Genomic DNA, 17,851 nt, shown 5'->3' with positions numbered 1-17,851 from the left:
GCTGTTGTACCGGCAGGTGATTCTAAGGTAATTACAAGATCTCCTACCCATGTGTGGGTGATATCCATATCCACGTTCAAATCTGTGATTGTAAAATCATCTGCCACAGTAAGCGTGGTAGAAGCACCTACAGGATCGTTATCCGGAATCGCCAATGCTGGCGTATCAGACACAGTATCCATAAGGATTGGGATCGTTGGGCCCACACAGGTAATTACCGGTGCTGTTGCATCGATCACGTTTACGGTAGCGATACAACTAGTAGAATTTCCACTGTTATCGGTAACAAATACTTCCACTTGATTCTCTCCTAATTGTGAGCAGTCAAAACTAACCGTAGTATCAACAATAGGCGCAAAGGTAATACAGTAGCTGTTCAACGTTCCTGAATCACCACCGGCATCATCAGTAATATTCAAGGTCCAGTCACCAGTGATAGACTCACCAGCGAATACAGTATTGAACAATCCACCTTCAGCTTGGAAATCAGGCTGAATGGATGCTGCATCATTAAAATCATCGACCAAGTTGGCAGAGGTATCTGTGAACACTAGGGTCGCTGCGGTATCCAATCCGGTGCTTCCACCATCATCGAGCATCACATCTACTGTCGTTCCGTTAGGAGATGTGAGTGTCATATCAATATCCGATGCCCAAGTATGTTGAATGTTCACCTCTATATTTCCGAAGGTATAATCAGTTCCAATAACTCCTGCATCTGCTACGGTAGCGATAGATGGATTCATTGGTCCGGAAGTTGTTCCAGGCGCTCCGGCAGGAATTCCTTCCGGCGCATTACCACATTCGGTCACGTTCATTGCAGAAGCAGGACCGCCCACAGTTACTATAAAACTACATGCTTCTGTAACACTAGACAATAGCATGGACGCATCGATCGTAGCGTTTCCGCTCGCATCTAACACTACGTCAAACGGTGGTGATGTAGCCAATTCATAATCCAATTGGAAGTTATCTACACCGGCCCCCCATGCAAAGTCGTCTTCGTCATCATAGGTAAAACGTACTTGGAAATCGGCATTTGCAAAAGGAAGCATATCTAGTACGCCAGAATTAGTAGGCGCAGTATCTACATCTGTAAACAATATTTGTTGCCAAGCGGCACCATCCCAAACATCAACTGCAAAAGTACCTGAGGTCACAAATACCTGCATAGAGTAATCAAATGACAGATTCGCTGTTATAGCTCCGGTAATATCATATACAGGAGATAAAAGTTGCACTGTGTTATCTAATTCACCGCCACCTGCAGCGTCATCGTCAAAAATAGCCGCATTGGTAGGAAAGTCTGCTCCACCAGGCATCACACCAGAACCAAATTCCCAATCAAAACCACCAGATACCACAACAGTCGACCATCCAGCAGGAATCGTAGCAGCCTCGAAATCTTCTGTTACAGAAACAATACCCGGCTCTCCCTGACAAACGATCACAGGTGCGGTATTGTCTTCAACAGTAACAATGGCGGTACACATGGTCGAATTTCCTTGTGCATCAGTAACAGTTAAAGTTACTGTGTTGTCTCCAACATTAGAGCAGGTAAACATGTTTGGTGTAACCGTTGACGATACGATACCACAGTTATCTGAAGATCCATTATCGATATCGGCTGCAGTAATCGAAGCCGTACCGGTTACAGGATCCAATTCAATCGTGATATCCTGACATACAGCCACAGGTGGCTCATTGTCGGTCACAGTTACCGTGAACTGACAGGTAGACGTATTTCCATCACTGTCGGTCGCTGAGAATTCCACAACGGTCACCCCTGTTGGGAATGCACTACCACTGGCAGGTCCCATGGTTTGGGTGGTTGGAATAGGACCGTCCTCTGCGTCAATAGCAACGGCAGGTGTAAAGTTCACCACCGCCGAACATTGACCCGGATCGGTGTTGGCCGTCGCGTTAGGCGGACAAGCGATCATTGGAGGGAATCCCACCGAACCTACAACCGTAAAAGCCCAAGCACGAAAATTTCCTCCGTCTCCACCTGCTAAATCGGTAATAGATAACGTCCAGTTACCTAAGGTACTTTTCCCATTAAATGCGGAGAGTGGATTAGCCGGAGTACGTGTACCGGAAATCGCCCAAGTAGTTGGAGGATTCGTAGTAGATGCAGAAGTTACACACTGACCCTGAACCGGCGACCCGGCAGCATCATCTAAGATCACATCGATGTTGTTCTGAGAACATCCACCTGTACCATTTAAGGGACGATCTAAAACCGTAACGGTTGTACCATCCGGTCCTTGCAGCGTTATCCTCAAGTCACCAACCCACGTGTGGGCAATGTCAAGATCTAAATTTAAGTCTGCAACAATAATGTTATCCGGCACATTTATAACATTTGTATACGTCACATTACCCGTGGTGGTAATGGGCGTACCGGGTGTCGCCGAATACGTTTGTGCATACGATTGCCATGTGAAACACATTGCAATCAGCATTAAAAAGATTAAAGTAATTTTTTTCATGAATTCATAATTTAAATTAATTTGATGTTGTTAAAACGATGTTAAGGTACTACAATTTTTCATCTCCAAAAAAAAAAATTATTCTAAACAGATAAATTCGACAACTAACTTAAATTCCCGACAAATAGTAAGTTAACAACCTCATATTTTTTGAAAGGATCAATCTATTGCAATAAATCCTTTTTCTATATTTGTTAAAATATCGTTAAACCGATTCCTATGAATACTAAATTTTTCTTCTCTCTTTTCTTACTTATTATTTTTAGTTGCTCGGAATCTCCTTCCGAAGCAAAAAAAGACGGCACGCTTACCGATGGTGCGGATACTCTTTTTACTAAAATCACAGAAGATCAATCCGGGATTACCTTCAAAAATGTGATCACACAAACGGTGGACTTCAACTTTATGAATTATATGTATATCTACACCGGTGCCGGCGTGGCTGTGGGAGATATTGACAATGACGGTTTGGAGGATATTTACTTCGTTTCCAACTTCGGCCCTAACAAACTATACAAGAATAAAGGTAACTTTGAATTTGAAGATATCACTGTTACAGCCAAAGCCCAAGATTATTCCGGGTTTTCCACCGGGGTTACCATGTTGGATATCAACAATGATGGATATTTAGACATTTATGTGTGTAAGGCCGGATCTTTAAAGGATGATGATGTAAGACGAAACCTTCTTTTTATAAATCAGAAGGACGGAACCTTCAGTGAAGCAGCAAAGACCTGGGGCCTTGATGATCCCGGATACAGCACTCAAGCCTATCCTTTGGACTATGACAAGGATGGCGATCTAGACCTATATGTGGTAAACCACCGCTATGACTTTCAGAACAATGGAACCATTAGTGGAGACATTCAACGACAAATAGAAGAGACCACCAGCGATCACTTGTACCGTAATGACGGAAACCGCTTCACCAAGGTGACCCGTGAGGCCGGTCTTTACAACAAAGCTTGGGGATTGAGCGCCGTAATTTCCGACTTCAATGAAGACGGCTGGGAGGATATTTATGTGGCCAATGATTTCCTGGAACCGGATATACTCTACATCAACAGGAAAGATGGAACATTCAAAGATGAGATCTTAAGCCGATTCGACCATATTTCTACTAACAGCATGGGATCGGACTATGCAGATCTAAACAACGACCTTTACCCGGATCTCATCACGGTCGATATGCTTTCGGAAAATTATGCCCGCAGCAAGGAGAATATGGCTTCCATGGATACCCAAAGTTTTCTTACCATGGTTGATATTGGATATCACCATGCGTATATGGCGAACACACTTCAATACAATACAGGTAAAGGAAAATTTAAAGAGACCTCGCAAATGAGCGGTGTCACAAAAACCGACTGGAGCTGGGCACCTTTGATCGCTGATTTCGACAACGATGGGCATAAGGACCTTTTCGTGACCAATGGTGTTGATAAAGATTACACCAATCAGGATGTGCGAAAACAACTCTATGCCATCATGCAAAGCGGAAAAGCCATGCAATTGGAAGAAGTTCTGAATATGATCCCTTCAGAAAGAATAAACAATTATATCTATAAGAACAACGGGGATCTTACGTTCTCAAAAATGATCGAAGAATGGGGACTGAACGACCCGGGATATTCCAACGGTGCGGCCTATGCAGATTTGGATAACGATGGGGATCTTGACCTCATCACCAACAATCTATATGATCCCGCCGGAATTTATAGGAACAATGCAAACCACAATTACCTACAAGTCGCACTTACCGGCCCTACTACCAATCCGTTGGGGATTGGCGCCAAAGTGATCCTCAAACAAGGAAACGATGCGCAAATCCAAGAGCAATACCTTACAAGAGGTTTTGAGTCTTCTGTTTCCAAAGTATTGCAATTCGGCTTGGGAGATCGCCCCGAAATAACCGAAGTTCTGGTAGCATGGCCCGACGGCAAAGTCTCTAAAGTGAGTGATGTAAAGGCCAACCAGCGTATCGCAATTTCTTACACTACCGCTACGGAAGAATCGATCACTTTCCGAAGCAAAGATCGTCTTAAAAAGGAGGTCGATCCAAGTAGCTTAGGTATTTCCTATGCGCACAAGGAGAACGATTTTAACGACTATTCACTGCAACTTTTACTCCCGCAAAAGCAATCTTCAAAAGGAACAGGTATTGTTACGGGGGATCTTAACAATGATGGTTTGGACGATTTTTTCGTCGGAAATGCAGCCGGCGCGACCGCAGCCATGTACTTGCAAAACAGCGATGGTACCTTTACCGAAGCTAACACAGCATTGTGGAAATCTGAAGCAAAATACGAAGACGCCAATGCACTCTTTTTTGATGCCGATACAGATGGCGACCTCGATCTTTATGTGGTGAGTGCCGGTTATGAACTTTCAGAAAATGATCCCTTGCTTCAGGATCGCTTGTATACTAATGACGGCAAAGGAAATTTTAAAAAGACCAATGCACTTCCTAAAATGCTTGGTTCCGGAAAAAGCATCGCTGCCGGAGACTTAGATAAAGACGGAGATCTGGATCTTTTTGTAGGCGGTAATGTAGTTTCGAAAAAATATCCCATGGCGCCCGATTCCTATTTGCTTGAGAACCAAAATGGCACATTTAAGGATATAACCGCAGCCAATCAGGACCTGAAAGCCATTGGGATGGTTTCAGATGCTCTTTTTACCGATTACGACAGTGACGGTGATCTGGACCTCATGGTCATAGGCGAATGGATGGGCCCCACATTTTTCGACAACACGAACGGCCGCTTTATACGATCTACCAATACAAGTGGACTTGATACTGCTGAAGGTTGGTGGTTTAGTATTTCTGAAACCGATTTCGATGGTGACGGTGACATGGATTACATGTTGGGCAATATTGGAAAGAACAACAAATTTCAACCCAAGAAAGACAAGCCTATATACATTTACGGTAAAGATTTTGACAATAACGGAAGCTTCGATGTTGCCCTAAGTAAGATCAATGACGGAAGATTGGTTCCTGTTCGAGGAAAACAATGCAGTAGTGAGCAGAATCCTTTCTTATTGGAAAAGATACAGACCTTTAAAGAATTTGCCAGTTTGGAAATGAAGGACATTTACGGAGAAGACCGGCTAAAGGATGCGTATAAGCTCGTAGCCCACGTCTTTGAAAGCATGTATGCCGAAAATCTAGGGAACGGCGTATTTAAACTTCACAAATTGCCCAATGAAGCGCAACTGGGGCCCACCATGGCTTTCCTTCCTAAGGATTATAATGGCGACGGAAACATGGACGTTATGGGTATAGGTGCTATCTACGATGCCGAAGTAGAGACCATTCGTTATGACAGCAATTACGGCTACGTATTATTGGGCGACGGGAAGGGTGGTTTCTCTTATTCCGAAGCATATGATCCTTATATACATTGGGATGCAAAGGATATGACAGTGATATCCATAAAAGGAGTGCCGCACTATATGGTTGTAAGTAACAACGCACCGTTAAAGATTTTTACTTTTTAACCGGTGTACTTTTTTAAATAGCTCGCATAAAAAAAATCCTCCCTTAAAAAAGGGAGGATTTTTAATATAACAAGACGTCGCTTATTCGACGATAAGCTGCTTTGTTGCCGTTCCGGCTTCCGCAGTAATCTCTACAAGATACGAACCTGAAGGAAGATTACTTACATCAAAAGTGTTGGATGTCGATACCAATACTTTTTGTCCTAGCACATTGAATATTGAAATATTCTCAACTGCAGTATTTACACGAACCGTACCTGAAGCCGGATTAGGGAACATGCTGACGTTCGCCAAAGCTACGTCGTCAACGCCAAGGCTTGGCTCCACCATCAAATTGAATACACAAACAGCTTGATTACCGGCATCGTCCGTGACGATAATCGAAACCGATGTGGTCCCGGCTGTAACCATGGTACCCGGCGACGGTGATTGAACCACTGTAGGATCGGCGGTACAATTCTCAGTGACCGTTGCGATTCCGTCGCCTAAGTAATCCGGCACTGTATAGGTGCCAGATGCATCTGCCGTCACAGTCTGGTCTGCAGGACACATAATTACCGGTGCTTCCACATCTTCCACCGTCACATCGAACGAGCAAGTACTGGTATTTCCTGAAGCATCTGTAACTTCATAGGTTTCTGTGGTTGTTCCTACCGGGAATGTCGCCCCGGTTCCCAATCCTGAAACCAATTGTACATTCAATCCTCCGGTTTCATATATAATGTTTCCGTTGAAGATACGTGGAGCGAATGTAGTACCCGTCCAAGGGAACGCTTTGGCTGCTCCTTCCAAAAACTCGATATTGGCATCGCTCGCAAATACAGCTCCGGTAGTGGTACCATTGGTATAATTAAATCCTTGCCCGGTTGTTCCATTAGTTGGCGTTACGTAGAATGCGTGGGTCTCACCCAACGGAATGGAATAATTAAGTGATAAATTTAAAGGTGTTGGAACACCGTCTCCGTTAGACACTACACCGGTTGCAGTCCCTATCAAGGTCCAATCACCCGGGGTATCCTCAGATCCTGCCCAAGTACCTACCTTTGCATAGACATCCACGTCTAAAACAGCACCATTGTCCATGTTTACATCAAACGAGTTGATTACAACATTGCTTAGCGCATTTATATCGAACATGTTACCAAATGAACCATTACCACCTGTAAACAAAGTACCTAAAGTACCTGGGGTTGGTGGTTGCGGACAATTATCTGTTGCTGTAGGGATCGCATAGTTTACCACAGCCTCACAAAGCCCTGGATCGTTATCTACAGTGATATCCAACGGACACGAAATCATTGGCCCCTCAACGTCATTAACAGTTATCGTAAATGTACAGGTGCTGGAATTACCCGATGCGTCTGTGGCGGTAAATTCAATAACCGTGTCCCCCACCGGAAATTCTGAACCGCTGGCAGGACCTGCCGTTTGAGTGACCGAAGGGCTCGGATCTGTATCGTCTGTAGCCGTAGCATCTGCAAAGGTCACTATGGCACCACAAATTCCTGCATCGTTGTCCATCATGATATCGGTCGGACAGGTAATTACAGGAGGTGTAGTATCGGAGGTAGGAGTTCCTGTGATCACAAAATTATCGACAGCAAAATCCTCATCTCCGGAATCAACAGAAACGGTCATTCTTAGATCCAAGGTTGTTCCGGCACCCGGGATCATTTTCATAAAATTAGCAGCAGCATCGCCCAAGGCAGCACCGTCACCTTCTCCGTCGAAATTAGTATCTTCTCTAAAAATCCCATTGACGGATGTACTAAAATCTGCACCTTCAAATGCGATCAAGTTTTGGTAACCGCCCCCATCGATCTGATACTGAACAATAATAAAATCATTTGGATCTATATCGCCCGGAGTATCGAAGAACTCTGCGAATTCTCCATTAAATGTAAGGCTTCCGAGTCCGGTAATATCAAGTCCGGTCCAATCGATCACGATCGGTAAAGTAGCACCTTCACCGTCCAGATCCATTCCAGTAAGGAAAGCACCTGTAAAACCGGTATAGGCTTTTAGCTGGGTAGGTGTGGTTCCCGCACCCCAATCATCGGCTACGGCAAGACCAAAATAATCCCCTGTTCCATCTGAAAAGAACCCGGAACTGGTCGTGAATCCCGTGGCATCATCGAAAGTTTCATTCAATACTTGTCCGAACGACAAGCTAAGGGTAAGCATAAAAAGTAACGTAAAAATCTTTTTCATAGAATTATATTTATTAGGTTATTACTATTTGTAAAAATAACAAACCTGCAGGCCTTTAAAAAACCAGAACCCCTGTATCTGTAAGATTTTACTTTATTTTAACATTCTTAGAAGAAAGGCCGATACTGCATTATTCTAAAATCTACAGTCGTTTTTTCGGGAAATTGTTGTTTCATTTCTTTAAAAGCAGCCAAACTCCCAACAGCCCGGTTTGCGGCGCCGGAAGGGGCTGTTAAGGATACGGTCTTAATCTCACGGGAAGTATTTGGAAGTACAAAACGATGTATTCTGGGAACTTTGGAAGAAAGAAGTTCTAATGAGATGCCATAGGTTTTTAATAACCTTCTGAAGAGATACTCCGGTCCATTCTTGCTATTACCGCCTGTGAAGAGCAACGTATCAATAGAAGGATATTGCTTGAGGATGGCTACGAGGTCCCGAAGTTCTATATCCTGCATTCCCAAGTCGGAAGCATCGATCTTTTCGCGTTTTGCAGAAGCAATAATATCGGAGATCCCGATGCCCCGGTCAATCAGGAATCGTTTTCGCTGCTTCACTGCTTCAGTTGTAGTCTCAAAACATAGATCCAGTTCAAAGATGGCATTCAGAATAGGCCAAAGTTGACCGTCCCGACTTCCGTAGCAAAAATCTACATCGCCTTCTTTTAATGCTCCGGTCGTAAAACGCGGTGGAGGTAACGTACCTACAATAAGCTTTTTGGTCCCTTTTGGAATAAAGGGCTCATAGGGATGGACATGGTGGAAAATCGAATCTTCTTGTAACGCCTTAGACATTTAAACCAATTACCGAATGAATACGGGTTCGTTCTCGTTCTCTGTATACTTTTCGCTGTAGGCATATCCGTCGTAATCGAAGCCCTTCAGGCCACGCAGGGTTTTGGTGTTATGATCAATAATATACCGCACCATACTTCCCCTTGCTTTCTTCGCGAAGAAAGAGATAATCTTTAGCTCTCCATTTTTAAAGTCTTTAAATACCGGTGAGACCACAGGTACTTTTAGTTTTTTTGTATTGATCACCTTAAAATATTCCTGACTCGCAAGGTTTAAGAAAAGCTCGTTCTCCTCCAATTCCTCATTAAGCGCATTCGTAATAGTGTCACCCCAGAATTCATAAAGATTCTTTTTTCTGTTGATCTTAAGGTCGGTTCCCATTTCAAGACGGTAGGGTTGCATGAGATCCAAGGGACGAAGCATCCCATACATTCCCGATAAGATGCGAAGGGTGTCCTGTAACAGATCGATCTTACTGTCAGGAATGGAATGGGCGTCCAAACCTTGATACACGTCGCCTGCAAACGCATAGACCGCCGGACGGGCATTCTTTTTGGTGAACGGTGTTGAAAAATCCTTATAACGATTGTAATTGAGCTCGGCGAGCGAATCGCTGATGCCCATAAGCGCGCCAAGGGCTTTCTTCGATTTATTGGCTAATTTTGAGTTGAGCTGTTCGGCCTGTTCCAAGAATTTGGGTTGTGTCCCACGTGTTGTGGGTAAGGTAGATTCAAAATCAAGAGATTTGGCCGGAGAGACGACAATTTTCATAACGAATGCTTTTTTCAAAAATAGTAAGAAACAGATAATTTAATGGTACTCCGCATTGATAGTTTCAATGGTCTCATACGATTGGCTAATCACTCAATCACATGCTTGGCGTACTGTCGCCATTTCTCTAGGCATTGTTCCATATCTTCCGGGATTGGAGCTTCAAACCGAAGCATATTTCCCGTCACCGGATGTTCAAAACCCAGCGTACGGGCATGCAAAGCTTGTCTGGGCAATAACTTGAAGCAATTCTCGACGAATTGTTTGTATTTGCTGAAACTGGTGCCCTTCAATATTTTTTCACCACCATAGCGTTCATCATTAAACAGGGTATGTCCAATGTGTTTCAAATGCACTCGGATCTGGTGGGTTCTTCCGGTCTCCAATCGGCAGGAAACCAGCGTTACATAACCTAAACGCTCTAGTACCTTATAATGGGTTACAGCGGGTTTACCTTTCTCGGCTTCGTCCCCCTCAAAAACGGTATTTTGCAATCGATTCTTTGGGTGCCTGCCAATATTTCCTTCAATCTTACCATCATCCTCTTCTACATTTCCCCATACCAATGCCACGTATTCCCGTTCGGTCGATTTATTGAAGAATTGTCTCGAAAGGTGCGTCATTGCTTCTTCGGTCTTGGCTATGACCAACAATCCGCTGGTATCTTTATCAATGCGATGTACCAAGCCGGGGCGGTTACTGCTGTTGTTGGGGAGATTCTCAAAATGATAGGTAAGCGCATTGATAAGAGTTCCGCTGTAGTTACCGTGGCCGGGATGTACCACCATTCCGGCTGGTTTGTTCACCACAAGCACTTCATTATCTTCATAAACAATATCGATGGGTATGTTCTCAGGGACCAAGAGATACTCGTAAGGAGGATGCTCGAAAAGGACGGTGACAATATCGTTACCTTTTACTTTGTAACTGGATTTCACCGCGACATCATTCACATAAATATTGCCGTCCTTGGCTGCTTTTTGGATCTTGTTGCGCGTGGCGTTCTCCACACGGTTCATGAGATATTTATCCACCCGCAAAGGCTGTTGTCCTTTGTCTGCTACAAAGCGATAATGTTCAAACAGATCATCACTTTCGGGATCTTCAATGAGTTCATTCGCCATCTCCTTCATTTTCGATTTCTGTTTCGGTGCCTTCTTCGGAAAGACCCTCGATCTCGTCCGTGTCTTCCTCTTGCCGCAAGCTTCCTGAACCATCTCCAAGAATAAGGTCGATCACCTCGGTGATCTGAAGCTCGGTCCCGGGCTCCAACTTTTCGCCTTTGTGCCTCAGTTCTAATACTTCGTCTTTGGCAATATAAGGCCGGTAACTTACTTTCCCTATCTTGAAACCCATCGCTAGCAAAGTAGGCTCTGCTTGTCGGCGTGTTTTTCCAACCACCGGGGGCACCTCGACCTTACGATAGCCTGACGGATTAAGGTATAGATAGATTTTACGGTCTTCCTTTACAAATTTACCTGCCTTTGGAATTTGTTCAATAACCGAATATTTTGGGAAATCGGGGTTGTAATTGGCGGAATCAAGAATTTCGAACCGCAGATCGTTCTCATCCAAAAGTGCTTCAACATCGTCCAATGACATCTTTGCGAGGTTTGGGACTTCGATAGTTTCACCATGGTTGGTTGTGCTGCGAAGCCACCATAAGATCAAGAAAGATAAAACGATAAGCACCAAAACCGCATAGAGCAATTGTTTTAAAAAGGTCTTGGTGAACAGGAATTTAAAAAAGGACATATATTGTAGTTAACAGGACAAAAATATAAAACCTAAAGTTAGTATAGTTCTATTGATTAGTGATATTTTTGTTAAACGTTGGTTTTACATTTTTGTTATGGCAAAGAAACATATTGCAGTCGCTATGGGCGGCTATTCCAGTGAATTTGAGATTTCCTTGTTGAGTGGCGGTGTGGTTTGTGAATCACTTGACACTTCGCGTTATCACGTCTACCCTGTTCACCTTCTAAAGGAAGGCTGGTTCTATCTGTCTCCGGAAGGTACGAAACATGCGATCGATAAATCTAATTTTAGTTTTACGGTTAATGGAACAACGATCATTCCGGATGCTGTCTTCAATACCATTCACGGTACCCCCGGGGAGGACGGATATTTACAGGCCTATTGGGAGCTTTTGAACATCCCTCAAACCAGCACCGGATTCTATCAGGCTGCACTTAGTTTCAACAAACGGGATTGTCTTTCGGTATTACAACGCTTTGGCGTTTCCTGTGCCAAATCCTACTACCTCAATAAAGGAAATGATATTCATAAAGAGGAAATTGTAAAGATCGTTGGGCTTCCCTGTTTCGTGAAGCCAAACAGGGCCGGTTCCAGTTTTGGTGTAAGCAAGGTCCACGATATGGAGCAATTGCTTCCGGCCATTGAAAAGGCCTTTGAAGAGGATCACGAAATCATCATCGAAACCGCGCTTATTGGCGTAGAAGTTTCGGTAGGGGTCTACACACACAATGATGAAGTGATCGTGCTTCCGGTTACCGAGATCGTTTCAGAAAATGACTTTTTTGATTACGAAGCGAAATATTTGGGTAAATCTCAAGAGATCACTCCCGCTCGCATTTCAGAAGAAGAAACAGAGATCGTGAAAGCTGAAGCGAAGCGAATCTACAAATTGCTGAATATGAAAGGCGTGACGCGCAGTGAGTTCATCCTTCAAAAAGGCAAACCCTTTTTCTTGGAGATTAACACCACTCCGGGTCTTTCAAAGGAAAGCATTATCCCAAAACAAGCCAAGGAAGCCGGCATGAGCTTGACCGAGTTCTTCGGAATCCTTATTGAAGAGGCATTTGCAAAAAACTAAGTATCTTTATCCTATGAAGCGCGCTGTATTTCCCGGATCCTTCGACCCCATTACGCTGGGGCATGTCGATATTATTGAACGAGCGCTACCCTTTTTTGACGAGATCGTGGTGGCAATAGGGGTTAATGAAGCGAAAACATATATGTGGTCACTTGAGGAGCGTATGGCTTTTATTTCTGAAGCATTTGCCGGAAATAGCAAAATTAAGGTCATGAGCTATAAAGGCCTTACTGCAGCCTTTTGCAAAGAACAAGAAGCGACCTGCATCCTTAGGGGTCTAAGAAACACAACCGATTTCACTTACGAACAAACGATCGCGCAAGCCAATGATTTGGTAAACGGAGTCGATACGGTCTTTTTAATGTGCAGTCCGCAATATTCGCATATTTCATCTTCTATTGTACGTGATATTGCGCGAAATAACGGAGATTTTAGTTCGTTGGTGCCTGCGCCTGTTAAATAATCGAACAAATTAGAAAACAAAAAAAAACTCCTTCAGCAAAAACTGAAGGAGTTTTAAATTTGTAGACGATCAACAGCTTATAGCGCTGCTACATGCTTTGCCAACTGTGATTTCAAGTTTGCCGCCTTGTTATCATGAATGATATTCTTCTTGGCAAGCTTGTCGATCATAGAAACAACCTCAGGAAACATAGTTTCCGCTTCTTTCTTTGAAGTAGTCTCCTTGAACTTCTTCACGGCGTTACGAGCAGTTTTATGCTGGTAACGATTGCGCAAACGTTTTGTTTCGCTGTTTCTAATTCTTTTTAATGCTGACTTGTGATTCGCCATGTTGTTTTGTTTAAAACTTAATTCTTTGTAGTCCGTAGGGGAATCGAACCCCTGTTACCAGGATGAAAACCTGGCGTCCTAACCCCTAGACGAACGGACCATTTATTTTCAAATGCGGATGCAAAAATACAACTATTTTTTAATGGCGCAAATCCTAATAAACTTTTTTTGAAAATTTTAATAGGCCTTTGCAAAAAGCACCCGTTGGGACGACGGTTTACCTGTAACCATACAGTGCCCGGCTTCCGAAGCACCCTCGAGAGGGATACAACGGATGGTGGCTTTTGTTTCATTCTTAATTTTTTCTTCGGTCTCTGCAGTACCGTCCCAATGCGCAACTATAAACCCGCCTTTAGCTTCCAACACCTTTTTAAATTCTTCATAAGATTCCACGGTGGTAGTATGCTCCTTACGATGCATGCTCGCTTTCTGAAATAAATTCTTCTGAATGGTATCCATCAAGGAAGCTACCGTCTCAACAACACTTTCTCGCGTAACTACTTCTTTCGTTAGCGTATCACGTCTTGCTATTTCTACTGTACCGTTCTCGAGGTCTTTAGGACCAATGGCGAGACGCACCGGCACTCCTTTCAATTCATATTCGTTGAATTTCCACCCCGGTTTATGAGTATCCCTGTTATCGAACTTTACACGAATTCCTTTGGCCCGAAGCGATCCCATGAGCTCATTAGCGGCCTTACTCACCGCTTCAAATTGTTCGTCATTACGATAAATAGGTACGATCACAACTTGATCCGGTGCCAGATTAGGAGGTAATACAAGACCGTTGTCGTCACTATGCGTCATCACCAAAGCGCCCATCAATCGGGTAGAAACACCCCACGAAGTAGCCCAGACATATTCTTGCTTTCCTTCCTTGGTAGCGAACTTAACATCGAATGCTTTGGCGAAATTCTGACCTAAAAAATGTGAAGTTCCGGCTTGAAGCGCCTTTCCGTCTTGCATTAACGCCTCTATACAATAGGTCTCCAAAGCGCCGGCGAAGCGCTCACTTTCGGTCTTCGTCCCCTTAATAACAGGCACAGCCATATACGTTTCTACAAATTCGGCATACACATTCATCATCTGCTCCGCTTCTGCAATAGCCTCGGCTTCGGTCGCATGTGCCGTATGTCCCTCTTGCCAAAGGAATTCAGCCGTACGAAGAAATAAACGTGTTCGCATTTCCCAACGTACAACATTGGCCCATTGATTAATCAAAAGCGGCAGATCGCGATACGACTGGATCCATTTTCTATAAGTATCCCATATAATCGTTTCGGAAGTAGGACGCACAATGAGTTCTTCCTCCAATTTCGCTGTAGGATCCACTTCTATTCCGCTTCCATCTTCTGCATTTCGTAGCCTGTAGTGAGTCACAACGGCACATTCCTTAGCAAATCCGTCTACATGGCTTGCTTCCTTACTAAAATAGGATTTTGGTATGAATAACGGGAAATATGCATTTTGATGCCCGGTTTCCTTGAACATTCTATCTAATTCTGCCTGCATTCGTTCCCAGATCGCAAATCCGTAAGGTTTGATCACCATACACCCTCTAACCCCCGAATTTTCAGCAAGGTCGGCCATTAGCACCAGGTCATTGTACCATTTTGAGTAATCCTCAGCGCGAGTTGTTAATTTATCAGCCATAGCAGGTAGTTTGGCACAAATCTTGTGCTTATGTTAAATGTTAGTTCTTCTCGGCAAAACTAACTATTTTTATAATGTCCAACAATTTAAATTACCGCTGTTATGCAAACTATATATACCTCTTTTAAAAAATCAATTTCTCTTGCGTTCGCAGGAATTTCTGCGTTACTGCTAACCGCTTGCGGTACGTATAATAACGGTTATGGCGATTCGGACGGGATTTATAATTCTGAAACTGAAGTTTCCACAACAACTGTCGAAGATTCTAATGAAAAAGCGAGTTATTACAAACAATATTTTGAATCGAAGGACAAAGCGTTTGAAGATCTTCCCGAAGAAAATTTAATTTTTACAGATATTGAAGCTTATACAACCACCGAAAGTATCGATGAGGATGGGTATATTATTGTTGAAGAATCAGATTATGAAGAAGGCTATGGTGCTTGGGGTGATAACCCGGAGAACATAACGGTGAATGTTTATAACAATGGAGGCTTCGGGTGGTACGGTCATGGCTGGTTCAACCCATATTGGTACGGAGGCTACTGGGGCAATCCTTTCTACTGGAATAATCCATATTGGAACATTGGTTTTGGCTGGGGGTATCCATTCTATGGCTATTATGGTTGGGGGCATCCCTTCTACTACGGTGGCTTTTATGGAGGATTCTATAATCCCTATTACGGCTATGGCGGCTATAACAATATTGCCTTTAACCGGGGTCGAAGAAATTTAGATTATGGATTGGGCCGAAGTTCTACACGCGGGCGTTCCAATGCTACTAATGGCAGGGATTCGTATAGCAGATCTGAGTTGAATCGTCGCTCTAACGTAAATTCAACACGGCGCAGTTCAAGATTTAATGGGGACCGAACATCAAATATTCGCCGTAATTCAACGATCTCAAGGCCCAGAACAAATTCTTCCAGAAATAATAATGTCTTTCGACCAAACACCTCTCGATCAAATTCCAATACGATCCGAAATAACAGATCGAGCAGACCAAACGTTTCCCGCTCCTCAAGCGGTAGTCGCTCAAGCGGTTCTATGCGAAGTTCGGGCAGCAGTTCTCGTTCTTCCGGAAGCAGAGGCGGTGGCGGACGCAGAGGCGGTGGTCGCGGATAAAATCAATTCAATATTTCTTATAAATTTATTATGAAAAGAATTTCTTTCTTACTCATAACAGTCCTATCTATGACTGTTTCAAACGCCCAAGATGTATCAGACGCATTGCGCTATGGCACAGAAAACATCAACGGTACAGCTAGGTTCAATGCACTTAGCGGAGCTTTCCATGCGTTGGGAGGTGATATTTCTTCCATGGCAATAAATCCTGCCGGAAGCGCTGTTTTCCTTGCAAATAGCATATCGATCTCTTTAGACATTAAAGATGTGGAGAACAACACATCCTATTTTAACAGCCGGGTTAGAAGCTTTGATGCCGATGCGAACTTGAATCATGCAGGTGCTGTCTTCGTGTTTAACAATAACGATGAGGAATCTCCTTGGAAAAAGTTTACCCTCGGACTCAATTACATTAGCACCAATGATTTTGATAATGAGATTTTTGCGAAAGGCACAGGAAATAAAACTATAGGTTCTTTCTTTTTAGCACAAGCACAAGGAATCCCTCTCGATCTTTTAGAATTACAGGGTTCAGAAACCATATCAGACCTATATTCTTTTTTGGGAGAAACCCAAGGAACTGCTGCTCAAAATGCATTTCTTGGCTACCAAGGATTTCTTTTTGACCCGGTGGACCCAACCAATGCTCAGAATACACAATATACATCTAATATCGCGGCAGGTAGGTTCAATCAGGAATATGCGCATTTAACTAGAGGCTATAATGGAAAATATACCATGAACTTTGCCACGCAATATAATGACAATCTTTTCTTCGGAATTAATTTGAACACACACATTATCGATTTCGACAGATATACCTATTTATACGAATCCAATAATAATCCAGGTAGCGTTGTAACCCAAGTAGGATTTGAGAACAATCTATCAGTATTAGGTTCCGGTTTTTCAGCTCAAATTGGAGGAATTCTGAAAGTTGCAGACAACTCTCGTATTTCTCTTTCGTACGACACGCCTACCTGGCATGTTATTTCTGAAGAGACTTCTCAATATTTAGAGACCGAGCGTGTAGAAGAAGGAGTTACCATCGATCAGATTGTGAATCCCCGTGTTATAAATGTCTTTGAAGATTATAACTTGAGAACTCCGGGGAAAGTTTCTATTGGAATCGCTCAGGTTTTCGGAAAAAAAGGTCTTATTAGCTTTGATTACAGCTATAAGGACTATGCAAATACTGAGTTCAGCCCAAAAAATGATCCGTTTTTTATTTCTGAAAACGCATTGATTAGAGAAACTTTGAAGGATGCTTCTACGTATCGTTTGGGAGGAGAATATAGAATTGACAATCTAAGTTTACGTGGTGGGTTTAGGTATGAAGAGAGTCCGTACCAAGATGAAGAAACGTTGGGGGATCTTTCAGGTTTTTCTTTAGGAGTGGGTTATAATCTTGGAAATTATTCGTTCGATATATCCTATGCACGATCTGAACAAAGTAGCGCTCAGCAATTATATAAAGTGGGGCTCACAGATACTGTTCTAATAGATACTACACAGAGTAATATCGTCTTTACCTTAGGTTTAAATCTTTAAAGCATCCCAAATGAAATAAAAAAAGCCTGTCTAGAAAGACAGGCTTTTTTTATTTGATCAAGTGAATATCTATCGTTTTAGTGTAAAGTGGCCTTTAAATTCCTTTTGAGTGTCGTTCTCTT

At 43.2% G+C, this 17,851-nt stretch carries 13 protein-coding genes and 1 tRNA gene; 5 read left to right on the top strand and 9 right to left on the bottom strand.

Going from position 1 to position 17,851, the window contains the following annotated elements:
• On the bottom strand, positions 1-2,492 hold a 2,492-nt coding region (locus tag AACZ11_RS12165), incomplete at its 3' end, for a proprotein convertase P-domain-containing protein (RefSeq protein WP_339832618.1).
• A gap of 219 nt (positions 2,493-2,711) precedes the next feature.
• Between AACZ11_RS12165 and AACZ11_RS12160 the strand changes: the two genes are divergently transcribed.
• Positions 2,712-5,996, top strand: a complete 3,285-nt coding sequence (locus tag AACZ11_RS12160; RefSeq protein WP_339832616.1) for a VCBS repeat-containing protein — start codon at positions 2,712-2,714, stop codon at positions 5,994-5,996.
• Between the two features lie 81 nt (positions 5,997-6,077).
• On the opposite strand, the gene AACZ11_RS12155 is transcribed toward AACZ11_RS12160, so the two are convergent.
• The 5 genes from AACZ11_RS12155 to AACZ11_RS12135 form a co-directional block, all read right to left on the bottom strand.
• Positions 6,078-8,207, bottom strand: a complete 2,130-nt coding sequence (locus AACZ11_RS12155) for an HYR domain-containing protein (protein ID WP_290627136.1) — start codon at positions 8,205-8,207, stop codon at positions 6,078-6,080.
• A 107-nt stretch (positions 8,208-8,314) separates the two neighbouring features.
• The gene (locus tag AACZ11_RS12150) at positions 8,315-9,001 is read right to left on the bottom strand and encodes a uracil-DNA glycosylase family protein (RefSeq protein ID WP_290627135.1); all 687 of its coding nucleotides are present in this window, start codon (positions 8,999-9,001) and stop codon (positions 8,315-8,317) included.
• 9 nt (positions 9,002-9,010) lie between these two features.
• Positions 9,011-9,772 carry a peroxide stress protein YaaA gene (yaaA, locus tag AACZ11_RS12145; protein ID WP_290627133.1) on the bottom strand — a complete coding sequence of 254 codons (762 nt, stop codon included), beginning with the start codon at positions 9,770-9,772 and terminating at the stop codon, positions 9,011-9,013.
• Between the two features lie 89 nt (positions 9,773-9,861).
• Positions 9,862-10,896, bottom strand: coding sequence for an RluA family pseudouridine synthase (locus tag AACZ11_RS12140; protein ID WP_339832613.1), 1,035 nt, complete (start codon positions 10,894-10,896; stop codon positions 9,862-9,864).
• Entirely contained in the window at positions 10,886-11,527 is a 642-nt protein-coding gene (locus AACZ11_RS12135) for a PASTA domain-containing protein (RefSeq protein WP_290627129.1), read from the bottom strand. The genes AACZ11_RS12140 and AACZ11_RS12135 overlap by 11 nt, the downstream gene beginning before the upstream one ends.
• A gap of 97 nt (positions 11,528-11,624) precedes the next feature.
• On the opposite strand from AACZ11_RS12135, the gene AACZ11_RS12130 reads away from it, so the two are divergent.
• Together AACZ11_RS12130 and coaD are read left to right on the top strand one after the other, a co-directional pair.
• Positions 11,625-12,608, top strand: coding sequence for a D-alanine--D-alanine ligase (locus tag AACZ11_RS12130; RefSeq protein ID WP_290627127.1), 984 nt, complete (start codon positions 11,625-11,627; stop codon positions 12,606-12,608).
• Positions 12,609-12,621: 13 nt separating this feature from the next.
• Positions 12,622-13,071, top strand: a complete 450-nt coding sequence (coaD, locus tag AACZ11_RS12125; protein WP_290627125.1) for a pantetheine-phosphate adenylyltransferase — start codon at positions 12,622-12,624, stop codon at positions 13,069-13,071.
• Positions 13,072-13,148: 77 nt separating this feature from the next.
• On the opposite strand, the gene rpsT is transcribed toward coaD, so the two are convergent.
• The 3 genes from rpsT to proS form a co-directional block, all read right to left on the bottom strand.
• Entirely contained in the window at positions 13,149-13,400 is a 252-nt protein-coding gene (rpsT, locus tag AACZ11_RS12120) for a 30S ribosomal protein S20 (protein ID WP_034259200.1), read from the bottom strand.
• A 28-nt stretch (positions 13,401-13,428) separates the two neighbouring features.
• Positions 13,429-13,500, bottom strand: a tRNA-Glu gene (locus AACZ11_RS12115).
• A 77-nt stretch (positions 13,501-13,577) separates the two neighbouring features.
• Positions 13,578-15,053, bottom strand: a complete 1,476-nt coding sequence (gene proS, locus AACZ11_RS12110; protein WP_290627123.1) for a proline--tRNA ligase — start codon at positions 15,051-15,053, stop codon at positions 13,578-13,580.
• A 102-nt stretch (positions 15,054-15,155) separates the two neighbouring features.
• Here proS and AACZ11_RS12105 point away from each other — a divergent pair, with 102 nt between their 5' ends.
• Positions 15,156-16,178, top strand: a complete 1,023-nt coding sequence (locus AACZ11_RS12105; RefSeq protein WP_290627121.1) for a hypothetical protein — start codon at positions 15,156-15,158, stop codon at positions 16,176-16,178.
• Between the two features lie 30 nt (positions 16,179-16,208).
• Positions 16,209-17,729, top strand: coding sequence for an outer membrane protein transport protein (locus AACZ11_RS12100; RefSeq protein WP_339832610.1), 1,521 nt, complete (start codon positions 16,209-16,211; stop codon positions 17,727-17,729).
• The last annotated feature ends 122 nt before the right edge of the window (positions 17,730-17,851 follow it).

Origin of the sequence: uncultured Altibacter sp. (assembly GCF_963972995.1) — a bacterium.
Classification (GTDB): domain Bacteria; phylum Bacteroidota; class Bacteroidia; order Flavobacteriales; family Flavobacteriaceae; genus Altibacter.
Note: the sequence above shows the minus strand (reverse complement) of the source record. Positions and strands in the feature narration are given on the sequence as shown.